Source organism: Leucobacter exalbidus, assembly GCF_017834145.1.
In the GTDB taxonomy this organism is placed as follows: domain Bacteria; phylum Actinomycetota; class Actinomycetes; order Actinomycetales; family Microbacteriaceae; genus Leucobacter; species Leucobacter exalbidus.
Genome location: NZ_JAFIDA010000001.1, coordinates 19,078 through 30,116, shown reverse-complemented (window position 1 = coordinate 30,116; position 11,039 = coordinate 19,078). Strand labels below are relative to the sequence as shown.

Here is an 11,039-nt window from a genome sequence, read left to right as displayed (position 1 = left end):
ATGGAGGCATCGCCAATTCGGCACATCACACCCGCGAGGAGATATCCGTGAAGATCCGCACCCGAATCGCCACCGCAACGGCCGCAGCTTTTGCATCGGTGTTCGTCGCTGTACCTGCGTTCGCTACCGAGGGCCAGGCAGCTGACATCTACTCAGCAGCCGGCCAGCCCGTCAACGTGGTGGCCATCTCGATCGTGGGCGTGGTGCTGCTTGCCGTCGTTCTGATCGGTTCGACGCTGATCGGCAACCTCTTCGAGAAGAAGTAAGCTCGTCCGATAACGCAATCAGGGGCAGGATCCATATGGATCCTGCCCCTGATTGCGTTTGGGCCGGGTGGGAGCTGAAGCCGCCCACCCGGTGACGGCTACCGTGCCACGCGGAACTGAGTCACGAGCGCATCGACGGCGCCACGCACATATCCGGTCGGTGAAGCGGCAACGGCCCGCAAGAATGCGACAGTGTCGGCGGTGATTTCTTCGCCGGGCAGCAGGTTGGGGATTCCCGGCGGGTAGGCGGCGAGTGTGTCAACCGAGACGCGACCGATCGCATCCTCAGCGTTCACCAGCTCGCTCTCACTGAAGTAGGCCTCGCGCGGCGCGGTCACCAGGGCGCCCGGTGCGGGCAGCTCGGGGAACCCGCCAGCGACGGCGGGGTCTGGCGCCATCGTGGCGGCCTCATCAGCGACCGCGCGCAACGCGGCCATAACGCGCTCAACGTCGGGCTTCACGAGTGCACCGATCACGGCGACCACGCTCGTGGCGGTCGACATTTCGAAGTAGATGCCGTGCTGCTCGCGCACGCGCGAGCGCACCCAGTGCCCGCTCTGGCCGAGCGCCGAGATATCGATGGGCACGCGCAGCAGGTCGGTCTCGACGATGTCGTCGAACTCGTCGAAGTGGTCGCTGATGATGTCGAACCGGTCATCGGTGCGCAGCAGGTCGCGCAGCTGCTTCGCCGCGGCCACGGCCTCGCCGATCTGCGCGTCGCCGAGCACCAGGGCACGCCTGGCCGCGTCGAGCGAACCCATCAGAATGCCGCTCGCCGAGGTTGAAGAGGTCATCGAGAACGCACGCTCCACGAGCGGCTCAAGCTTCGCGGCCAGCGGGCCGCTGCCCAGGTGCAGCATCGCCGACTGGGTAAACGAGCCGGCAAGCTTGTGCGTGCTCGACACCACGAGGTCAGCGCCCAAGCGCACGGGCGACTCGGGCAGCTCGCGGTGGAAGCCAAAGTGGGCGCCCCAGGCACCGTCAACAATCAAGGCAGCACCGTGGGCGTGAGCGACCTCGGCGAGGCCGGCAACGTCGGCGGTTGACCCAAAGTAGCTGGGCGACACGACGTACACACTCGAGACGGGGCGGCCCGCGGTCGCCTCGCGCTCAAGTGCCTCGTTGAGCACTGCCGGGGTGAGCCCGTGGGCGATACCGTGGCGCACATCGACGTTGGGCATCACGAATGCGGGAATCAGGCCCGACAGCAGCACGCCGTCGGTGAAGCTTGAGTGCATGCTGCGCTGAATCAGTACGCGCTCGCCCAGGCCGCGCACCGCGATGGCGGCCGTGCGGTTGGCCTGCGAGGCACCGTTCGTCAAGAACCAGGTGCGCTTGGCGCCCCAGGCTTCGGCGGCGAGCACGCGCGCCTGTTCAACGGGCGAGTTCTCCCCCAGGTCGATGCCCTCGAGCATCAGCGGCGCGTCCATGCGGGTGACCTGCTCGCCGAAGAACTCGACGAGGTGGGCGGCGCCGCGGCTGGGGTCGTTACCGTGGCCGGGCACCATCAGCGACAGCGTCTCGGCGTCGGCGAAACCGCGCAATGCATCGGCGTAGGGGGTCTCGCGCTGCGCGGGTGACAGCCGAGCAGCGAGCGGCCACGTCTGCTGGCCGGCGTCGGGCAGCACACTTAACTTTGTGCCCATATGCTCGCCCGCCGCGGGGGCGCTGGGGAGGGATACGGAGTAGTGGCTACTGTGTTCGAACATACTTCCACCGTGGCGTGAACGGCGGCAAGATGGAACCCCAGAAGGTCTCCCTGGTGCCATATACTCTATGGAGCTGGGCTGCGAAGTAGTCTCCCAGCATCGAAAGAACGTGGGGTACTCAATGATCGATGTTCGACAGCTGCAGGCCCTCAGCGCCGTCGCCGCCGAGGGGTCGGTGGCGCGCGCGGCCCTCAGGCTGGGCTGGAGTCAGCCCACGGTCGACTATCACTTGCGCAACCTCGACCGGCTCGTCGGCGCCGACCTCACCCTGCGCAGCACGCGCGGCTCACGGCTCACGACCGCGGGGGCGTTGATGCTGGAGCGCGGCGAAGAGATTCTGAGCCTCGCCGAGCGCGCACTCACTGACGTGCGTGACCTCGCCAAGCTGGGCAAGATCCGGCTGCGCTTTGGCACCTTCCCCACCGCGGCCGCCCGCCTGCTGCCCGGCATCGCGAGCCGCGTCGCCGAGCTCGGCATCGAGCTCGATGCGTCGCTCGAAGAGCTCGCCCCGCTCGTCACGCGCGTCAATCAGCACACCCTCGATGCAGCGCTCGTGTATGCGGCCGGCGGGTATCAGCTACCGTTTCGCGCCGAGGTGCACACCACGCACCTGTTCACCGACCCGATGCTGCTCGCGCTGCCCGAGACGCATCCCGCGGCGAAGCACGCGTCGTTCGATCGCGAACGGCTACTCACGCTCGCGGGCGAGAGCTGGGTGATGGGTTCGACGCCCGGTGACACCCTCGATGATCTGGTGCGCGAGGTGTTTGCCGCCGCGGGCCACAAGGTCGCCACGGCCATTCGCACCGATGATTATTCGGTGGTGCTGGGCCTCGTCGCGGCGGGTATGGCGGTCGCGCTCGTGCCGAGCCTCGTGAGCAACAATCCCCCGCCCGGAGTCGCGCTGCGCCCCATCGAAGACCCGCGCTTCACGCGCGAGCTGATTCTCGCGGCGCCCGCGGGGCCCGGTGGCCCGTCTGCGGCGGTGCGGCAGCTGGCTGAGGTCGTGCGGCGCTCCATCAGCGCACTCGATTAGCGGGCTGCGGGTCACGCACGCAAGCGGGCAGAGCGGGCGGCCCGACCAGCCTACATATGACAGCAGCCGGCCCCGCTGATGCGGGAGCCGGCTGCGTCGGGGCGCGAATTGCGCCAGGTGTTTCTTACTTCGCGACCGGTGCTTCAATCAGCGCCGGATCAGCAACGGGAGCCGGGTCACGCACGAAGAATGACACCACGAATCCGATCGTTGCCACGGCGCCACCGAGGATAAACGCGGCGCGCGTGCCGAGGGCCAGATCGTGCGGGTCAACGGCGCTGGGCGAGCCCGCTGCCGAGACCGACACAAGCGTCATCACGGTGATGAACAACGCGGTGCCCGCGGCGCCAGCCACCTGCTGCGCGGTCGACAGCGTGGCGCTGCCGTGCGAGGCGAGCTTCGTGGGCAGCGAACCGAGCGACACCGAGAACAGCGGCGTGAACACACCAGCAAGCCCCACGCTCAGCGCGAGGTGCGTGGCGAGGATCTGCCAGATCGTGGTCGACTCGGTGAACAGCCCCATGCTCCACATCGCGAGCGCGGTGATGAGCGTGCCGGGAATCAAGATGAACTGTGAGCCGCGGGCGTCGACCATACGGCCCACGATCGGGCCGAGCAGACCCATCAGCAGCCCGCCGGGCAAGAGCATCAGGCCCGTCTGCAGAGTGTTGTAGCCAAGCACGCTCTGCGCGTAGATCGGCAGCAGAATGAGCGAACCAAACAGTGCCATCGAGCTGAAGATGAACAGCAGTACCGAGAGCGCGAAGGGGCGTGATTTGAACGTGCGCAGGTCGAGCAGGGCACGGTCTTCGCGCTGCAGCACCAGCTGACGCCAGACGAAGACACCCAGCGCGAGCACACCCACAACGAGCGGGATCCAGGCGGGAATCAGCGCGTCACCGTTGGCCGATTCACCCACGAGGCTGAGCCCGTAGATGATGCCACCAAAGGCGAATACCGAGAGCATCACCGAGAAGATATCGATCTTGGCGTGGCTCTGCTCGCCCACGTTGGGCATGCGAATCAGGCCGAACACGAGCGCCCCGAGGGCGATCGGCAGCATGATGATGAAGAGCCATCGCCAGCTCAGTGACTGCAAGATGATGCCCGAGATGGTCGGGCCGAGCGCGGGGGCCACCGAAATCACGATCGCGATGCGCCCCATGAGGCGGCCGCGCTGGTGTTCGGGGACGAGGGTGACGACCGTGGTCATCAGCAGCGGCATCATGATGGCGGTGCCGCCGGCCTGCACGACGCGGCCCACCAGCAACATTTCGAAGCCGGGAGCGGTTGCGGCGATCAGCGTGCCCGCGCTGAACAGCGACATGGCAATGGTGAAGAGATGGCGGGTCTTGACCCGCTGAATCAGCATGCCCGTGATGGGAATCACGATGCTCATGGTGAGCAAGAAGGCCGTGGTCAGCCACTGCCCGGCGACCGCTGACACGTGCAGGTCAGCCATCAGCTTCGGCAGCGCGACACCCATGATCGTTTCGTTCAAGATAACGACGAACGCCGAGATCAGCAGCACCCAGACGGCGAGCTGCTCGGTTGCACCAAATGGGCGATTTTCAGTTTCAGACATAAGGGTTCAACCTTACCCTAGGTGCGCGGTCAGCTACACCCCGCCGGTCTCGCTGGTCGGTACCGCGGGCCCTACGACTTACGGCGCGAACGGGTCGCGCAGCCGCGCCAAAAACTCGCGTGTTTCTGCGCGCTGGGGGCGCTCGAAGATCTCCTCGGGGGTGCCCGACTCGATGATCACCCCGTCCTTCAAATACACCACCCGGTCAGCCACTCGACGCGCAAACGACATCTCATGGGTCGCCATCACGATCGTTGATCCGGCGCGCTTCAGCTCCCCCACCATGTCAAGCACCTCGCCCACGAGCTGCGGATCGAGGGCGCTCGTGATCTCATCGAGCAATAACAGCTCCGGATCAGTGGCGATCGCGCGCGCGATCGCCACGCGCTGCTGCTGGCCGCCCGAGAGTCGATCGGGAAACTCTTTGGCTTTGTCGCCCAGGCCGATGCGGGCGAGCAGCTCGAGGCCGCGGGCCTCGGCCTGTGCGCGCGGGGTGCCAAACACCTTGCGGGCCGCGAGGGTGACGTTGTCGAGCACGTTCATGTGGGGAAACAGGTTGTAGTGCTGAAATACCACGCCGATGCGCGCACGCACTTTGTCGGTGTTAGCGCTCGGGTCAGTGATATCGGTGTCGCCGAGCATGATCTGGCCGTCATCAACTTGCTCGAGCAGGTTGATCGTTTTCAGCAGCGTCGACTTGCCCGAGCCCGAAGCCCCGATGAGCACGACGACCTCGTGCTTGTCGACGGTGAGGTCGATGCCACGCAGCACCGGTTGGTCGCCAAACGTTTTTACGACCCCGCGCACGTCGAGCACGGGTGAAGTGCGGGGATTTGCCGCTGAAGTGGTCTGTTCGCCGGTCATACGACGCCCCCAATCTGCTCACGCTTCTGCGCGCGGGCCGTCAACCAGTCGGTGAGCCGAATGAACGGCAGCGACATCAATACGAACAGCAGCCCCGCGAGCACGTACGGCGTGAAGTTGTAGGCCGTTGCCACCTCGATCTGGGCGGCACGCACAGCGTCCACCGCGCCCAACACCGAGATCAACCCCACGTCCTTCTGCAACGATACAAAGTCGTTCATCAGCGCGGGGGTGACCTTGCGCACCGCCTGCGGCAGCACCACGAGGCGCAGCGTCTTGCCGTGGCTCAGGCCGAGCGAACGAGCGGCGAGCCGCTGCGAGGGGTGCACGGCGTCGATGCCCGCGCGCAGCACCTCGGCGATGTAGGCCGAATAGCACAGGATCAGGGCGATGGTGCCCCAGAACTGCGGGGGCATCCAGTTGGTGAGCTCGAGGCCGGGGATGCCGAAGCCGACGAGGTACAGCACGAGCAGCACCGGAATACCGCGAAACAGGTCGGTGTAGCCGGCCGCCAAGAGCCGAATGGGCGTGAACACGGCCCCCTTGAGGGTGCGGGCCACCGCGAGCAGGGTGCCCAATATCGCCACACCGATGCCTGCGATAAACAGCACCTGCACGTTGAGCCACAGGCCCTCGATTACGCGCGGGAAGGCCTGCACCGCGACGTTGAAATCAAAGAAGCTGTGCCGCACGCTCTCCCAACCGGGGCTCGATACGAGCACGAGCACGAGCACCGCGGCGAAGACGAGCGTGCTGAGCAAGCTCACAAGCACCGAGCGTCGCCCGCGCGCACGGCGATACGCGCGGCGGTCCAGTTCAATGGCGCTGACAGTGTGGGTCAACTGTGGGTCCTGTCATATAAAGAAGTGCTAGGGCCGGGGCATGCCCCGGTACATCAACCGGCGCGTAGTGTGCGGTGAGCCTGACTCACCGCACACTACGCGTCAGCGCGTTACTTCAGCACGGGTGCACCCTGGTCAGCAATCCACTCTGCGGCGAGCTCGTCGAGGGTGCCGTCTTCGCGCAGCGTATCGACCGCGTCAGAGACGGGCTTGGTGAGGTTCGAGCCCTTCGGCAGTAGGAAGGCGAATTCGTCGCCCGCCTCATCGGCGAGCTGGCCCACGATGACACCGTCATCGAGCTGCGCATCACGTACGTAGAACGCACCGGGCAGGTCGGTCACGAGCGCGTCGATGTTGCCGTTCTGCAGCGCAGCGACCACGTCATCGAGGTTGTTGAACACCTGCACTTTGGCGGTGTCGCCGAAGACCTTCTCGGCGGCCGTGAATGACGTGGTGCCCGAAGCGACACCGAAGACGGTGCCGTCAAGATCCTTGATCGACTTTGCGTTCGCGGCTTCGCTGCCCGCATTCGCGACGATGGCCTGGGTGGTGACATAGTACGGCGAGGAGAAATCAACCGCGTTCTCGCGCTCGGGCGTCGCCGAGAACTGCTGCATGTTCAGGTCGAACTCCTTCGGGCCGGGCGCGATGGCCGACTCGAACGGGGTACGAATCCACACGACGTCCTCGGCGGTATAGCCCATCTCCTCTGCCACGGCGTAGGCCACGGCCGATTCGAAGCCCTCGCCATTTTCGGGGGTGTTATCGATCATCCACGGCGCGTACGCGGGTTCGCCCGTCGCGATAGTGAGTTTGCCCTCGGTAACCGAACCAATCTCGGCAGAGTCTGCGGCACCGCTGGTGCAGGCGGAAAGGACAAGCAGGGCGGCAGCGCCAGCGGCGACCGCGGCAACAACGCGAGACGTACGAGACATGCGAGTACTCCTATGTAAAAGTGAATCGAAAGAAGGTGCGAGCTTCAGGCTGCTCCTCATTCTACGAGACGTGAGCAACAGTCCCAGAATCGGTTAGCCCGAGGTGACGTTGTATTTTTCAACACCGGCCACGATGGTGCGCCGGGCGCGACCCGCGCCGGCCTCCACGAGCTCGGCGAGGGCGACATCGGGGTTGTGGGTGGGCACGTCGAAGAACGCGAGGTCAGCCATGGCGCCGACGCCAAGCTGCCCGATCCGGTTCTTGCCCACGTGCAGACCGAGTGCCGCGGCGCCGCCGAGCGTCGCCGCACCAAACAGGCGCTGGTGCAGGTCGTCGCCGCGGTATCCCTGGTCGCGGGCGACCCGGTATAGCTTGCCGACGTCGGCGAGCAGGTCGAGCGAGGGTGACGACGAGAGCGAGTCGGTGCCCACCGCGATCTGGTTGCCCTCGCGCAGGTAGGCCGCCACCGGGGGCATATCGAGCCCGATGACCTCGTTGGAGCGGGGGCACAGGGCGACGCTCGTGCCGCGGGCGCGCAGCAGGGCGCGGTCTTCAGCGCTGACGTACACGCCGTGGGCGATGTGGCAGTCGGGGCCGAGCACGCCCAGGTGGTCGACGAACTGGGTCGATGAGACGCCGATGCCGTGCGAGCGCAGCGCCCGAAAGCTGTCGGCGCCGAGCGACGGCCACGAGCCGTGCCCGCCGGGGCCGGCGTACCCGTCGATGCCGTCGAACTCACGCTCCATGTGCGCCTCGGCGAGGTGAATGTGCAGGCGCAGGCCTTCCTCGCGCACGATGTCGGGCAGCTCGAGCAGCGGCTGCACGTCAAGCGAGTATGGGGCGTGCGGCGAAACTCCGGCGCCGGGGGGCGAGGGAATCGAGCGAATCTGCTCGCGCACCGCGTCTTTGGCTTCGTTCGTCCAGCCCGCGTTATCGGCGCCGTACACCTCCCAGTAGGCGATGCCGTGCATTCCCGCGGTGTGCAGGGCTGAGAGGGCTTCGCGGTCGGTTACAACGTCGGCCGCGGCGGTGACGCCTGCGGCCAGGCTCAGGGCCGCCCCGTCAGCGGCCGCAGCAGCCCAGTCGTGCCCGACGCGTTCGTACACGGCGTCGAACGCGTCGCCCCAGTCGTCAAACCCGCGGTAGTTGCGGTTGGCAACCTCGGCCATGTGGGTGTACTGCAGGTGGGTGTGCCCGTTGACGAGCCCGGGGGCGAGCACGCCGTCCCAGTGCTCTTCGCGGTACTGCGCGCCGCGCTCTTCAAGCGCTTCGAGCACCCAGCGGCGGTCGCCGACGTGCAAAATGCGCTTACCCAGCACCGCGACCGCCCCATCGGCGATGCGGGGGCTGGTCACGGGAAATACGAGGGCCGCGCTGTACACGACGATTTCTTGCTGGGAGCTCACCCCCTGATTCTAGGGCGTTTATTGCTCGATGTTGTGCGTGCGGTAGCGGTGGATGGGCCACGGCTGCGCGGCGCCTCCGGCACGCGTAGATTCCGGATCTGCGTCGGCGCTGCCGCCGCGCGCTGCGAGCGCCGCCCGAGCCACGAGCCGCTCCTCAGCCGCAGAAAGCGCGTGCACGCCGGGCGCCGGGCGCTCGCGCATCAGCCTCGCGAGTGCTGCGAGCTGCGTGGCAAACGACAGATCCATCACTTCGATGGGGTTGCCCTCCCCCGCGGTATAGTTCACGCCACCGCCGCCCGCGACCACATAGGGGCCGGCGGTCGCATCGGGTGCGCGCCACTCTTCGAGCGCGGATGCGGGCGATCCGATAGGTGCCATCGTCCAGCCCGCGGCGCGCAGTTCGTCGAGCGCGAGTTCGTCGTCGATGCCGCCGGCGACCGCGACCGCGGTGCCCGGGCGCATCGCGGCGAAGTGCGTGCGCCCGAGCGTGTGCCACACACCGGTCGCGCTCACCACCACGTCTGCAGTAGCGAGCGCGTCAGCCATGCTGCGCGCTTCGAATCCGTCGTGCAGGGCGTCGAGGGCGCGCACCGGATCGCGTTCAACCACGGTGACCGTCGCGCCCAGCGCCGCGGCAAACCGCGCGGTGCCCACGCCCACGGGGCCGTACCCGATCACGGTCCACCGTGTGCCGTGGAGCCCTGCGTAAGTGGCGCCGTCGTCACGGTGCTGCTGTGCGGGCGCGTGCCAGCCAGCGGCGTCGAGCACATCGGCGATCGCGAACACGCACGATTGCCCCGTGCCAATGAGGTTGTCAAACCCGGTTTTGGTGCGCGCATCATTGACCGCGATCACGGGAATGCGCAGATCACCCTGCTGCACCATTTCGAGCAGCGGCCGCACCCCACTCGTGGTTTCTTCAGCCGCACCGACCAGCCAGTCTAGGGCGTCAGGGCGCTCAGTGTGTGCAAGCCTGATCAGGTGTGAACCGTCGTCAATGAGGTAGTCGGGGGCCCACTCCAAGATGGCGGCGGCGTGCGCCGCATCAACACTCTTGATGCGCGAGCTTGAGGTCTCATCGGTGGGGGCGAACACGGCGACCCTGCCGTCTTTGGCAAGCTCGCGTGCGATCTCGGGATCGGTCTCTGACACCGCACTGAACACCGCGACGTCACACCTCGCTGCCGCGAGCGTCAGCGTAAACGCCGCGGTCTTGGGCTCGAGCACTAGGCTCACGGCCACGCGCGGCGCGGCGCCGCCCACCATGCCCTGCGCAAGTTCGCGGGCGAGGGCGGCGGTGGCGGGCATGCCGCGCTCGGCCCATGCGATGCGCGCAGCCGGGTCGGTTCCACGCGGTGACACGATGCCGCCGTCGAGGGCCACGACCACGGCGGGGAGGCTTGAGTCGGCCGCAGCGTCAGACGCAGCAAACTCTGCTGCATCGCTGGTGTCAACAAACACGAAGTCTGCTGGGTGGCCCGGTAATGCTGCCCGCACGCCCATGCGTGCGAGCGCATGCTGCAGGGTGGTGCGCGCGAGGTCATCGGTCACCGAGACGAGCGCGGTGCTGCCCGAGAGCAGCCGGTTGCCCGATCGCGCCGCGGCGCGCACCGCACGCTCGATCGCGAGCGCGGCCGAATCCCCCGCGAGCGTCATGAGGTGCTACTCGAATCGGAAGAAGATTTCTGTGCTGGCTTGGATGCCGGCTTCTCGGCGGGCGACTTCTCAGCTGAGTCCTTGCCCGTTGATCCGGAGTCAGCAGCGGCCTTTTTTGCGGCTGCTTCGTCGGCGGCTACCTGGTCGTGCCACTGCTGGCAGGCATTTTCGCCGTCGGCGGGCAGACCGAGCGCGGCACGAGCGGCGCTTGCTGCCGCGCCCAGATCTTCGGCCCCGTCCCACTCGTAACCCAGCACCTGGTTGACTCCAAACTTTGCGACCTTGGTCGCCTGCGCCTGGTCGCTCGTGAGCGTGCGCTGCACCGCAGCAACCTCGGTGAGTGCGTCCTTGGGCCACACGTGCCCGTCGGTATCGAGGGTCTTCGGGTCAAGATCATTCGCGGCGGTTTTGCTCGCGGCGGCGACCTTGTTCATGGCCGAGGCGAACCTGCGCGTATCGGGCTCGCCCCGCGAGATCGTGAGGCGTAACCGGTCAAGCTCCACATCGGCGGCATCCCAGGCCTGGTTCACCGGGCACACCGCATCAAGATAGATTCCCCCGGCTTCGCTCGCAGAGAGCACCTCGGGTTTGGGCTTGGGTTCAGCGGAGCCTGCGCCGGCACTGCAGCCGGCCAAGAGCAGCCCGGTGGCCGCGATCGCGAGCGCAGCGGCTCGAGCACGTAACTTCATTTGCACACCTTTTAGGATAGCCGGGGCCGACGCCACCCGCGTAAGGTGAG

General features: G+C 66.8%; 10 protein-coding genes. 2 read left to right on the top strand and 8 right to left on the bottom strand.

Annotated features, from left to right (window positions below; all coding sequences use genetic code 11):
* Nucleotides 1-47: 47 nt before the first annotated feature.
* A complete protein-coding gene (locus JOF28_RS00165) occupies nt 48-266 on the top strand; it encodes a hypothetical protein (protein WP_209703928.1) in 219 nt (72 codons plus the stop codon).
* 98 nt (nt 267-364) lie between these two features.
* On the opposite strand, the gene JOF28_RS00160 is transcribed toward JOF28_RS00165, so the two are convergent.
* Nucleotides 365-1,912 (bottom strand): aminotransferase class I/II-fold pyridoxal phosphate-dependent enzyme, encoded by a 1,548-nt coding sequence (locus tag JOF28_RS00160; protein WP_209706627.1) that lies wholly within the window; start codon nt 1,910-1,912, stop codon nt 365-367.
* A 184-nt stretch (nt 1,913-2,096) separates the two neighbouring features.
* On the opposite strand from JOF28_RS00160, the gene JOF28_RS00155 reads away from it, so the two are divergent.
* A complete protein-coding gene (locus JOF28_RS00155) occupies nt 2,097-3,011 on the top strand; it encodes a LysR family transcriptional regulator (RefSeq protein WP_209703927.1) in 915 nt (304 codons plus the stop codon).
* A gap of 124 nt (nt 3,012-3,135) precedes the next feature.
* Here the strand turns inward: JOF28_RS00155 and JOF28_RS00150 are convergent, their stop codons facing one another.
* From JOF28_RS00150 to JOF28_RS00120, 7 genes are all read right to left on the bottom strand, one after another.
* Nucleotides 3,136-4,596: a DHA2 family efflux MFS transporter permease subunit gene (locus JOF28_RS00150; RefSeq protein ID WP_209703926.1), complete on the bottom strand. Its 1,461-nt coding sequence runs from the start codon at nt 4,594-4,596 to the stop codon at nt 3,136-3,138.
* Nucleotides 4,597-4,674: 78 nt separating this feature from the next.
* Nucleotides 4,675-5,460, bottom strand: coding sequence for an amino acid ABC transporter ATP-binding protein (locus JOF28_RS00145; protein ID WP_209703925.1), 786 nt, complete (start codon nt 5,458-5,460; stop codon nt 4,675-4,677).
* Nucleotides 5,457-6,302, bottom strand: coding sequence for an amino acid ABC transporter permease (locus JOF28_RS00140; RefSeq protein WP_209703924.1), 846 nt, complete (start codon nt 6,300-6,302; stop codon nt 5,457-5,459). Before JOF28_RS00140 ends, JOF28_RS00145 begins: the two co-directional genes overlap by 4 nt.
* A 110-nt stretch (nt 6,303-6,412) precedes the next feature.
* Complete coding sequence (locus tag JOF28_RS00135; RefSeq protein WP_209703923.1) at nt 6,413-7,237, bottom strand: ABC transporter substrate-binding protein; 825 nt, start codon at nt 7,235-7,237, stop codon at nt 6,413-6,415.
* A 93-nt stretch (nt 7,238-7,330) separates the two neighbouring features.
* Nucleotides 7,331-8,644: an amidohydrolase family protein gene (locus JOF28_RS00130; RefSeq protein ID WP_209703922.1), complete on the bottom strand. Its 1,314-nt coding sequence runs from the start codon at nt 8,642-8,644 to the stop codon at nt 7,331-7,333.
* A gap of 18 nt (nt 8,645-8,662) precedes the next feature.
* Nucleotides 8,663-10,300 (bottom strand): adenosylhomocysteinase, encoded by a 1,638-nt coding sequence (locus tag JOF28_RS00125; protein ID WP_209703921.1) that lies wholly within the window; start codon nt 10,298-10,300, stop codon nt 8,663-8,665.
* On the bottom strand, nt 10,297-10,989 hold the full coding sequence (locus JOF28_RS00120; protein WP_209703920.1) for a hypothetical protein: 693 nt from the start codon (nt 10,987-10,989) through the stop codon (nt 10,297-10,299). The genes JOF28_RS00125 and JOF28_RS00120 overlap by 4 nt, the downstream gene beginning before the upstream one ends.
* Nucleotides 10,990-11,039 lie beyond the last annotated feature (50 nt).

What these genes read in the sequence shown, in the direction of transcription:
- JOF28_RS00160 (WP_209706627.1), bottom strand. Translation starts at nt 1,912, where the DNA reads ATGGGCACAAAGTTAAGTGTGCTGCCCGACGCCGGCCAGCAGACGTGG.
- JOF28_RS00155 (WP_209703927.1), top strand. Translation starts at nt 2,097, where the DNA reads ATGATCGATGTTCGACAGCTGCAGGCCCTCAGCGCCGTCGCCGCCGAG.
- JOF28_RS00150 (WP_209703926.1), bottom strand. Translation starts at nt 4,596, where the DNA reads ATGTCTGAAACTGAAAATCGCCCATTTGGTGCAACCGAGCAGCTCGCC.
- JOF28_RS00145 (WP_209703925.1), bottom strand. Translation starts at nt 5,460, where the DNA reads ATGACCGGCGAACAGACCACTTCAGCGGCAAATCCCCGCACTTCACCC.
- JOF28_RS00135 (WP_209703923.1), bottom strand. Translation starts at nt 7,237, where the DNA reads ATGTCTCGTACGTCTCGCGTTGTTGCCGCGGTCGCCGCTGGCGCTGCC.
- JOF28_RS00125 (WP_209703921.1), bottom strand. Translation starts at nt 10,300, where the DNA reads ATGACGCTCGCGGGGGATTCGGCCGCGCTCGCGATCGAGCGTGCGGTG.
- JOF28_RS00120 (WP_209703920.1), bottom strand. Translation starts at nt 10,989, where the DNA reads ATGAAGTTACGTGCTCGAGCCGCTGCGCTCGCGATCGCGGCCACCGGG.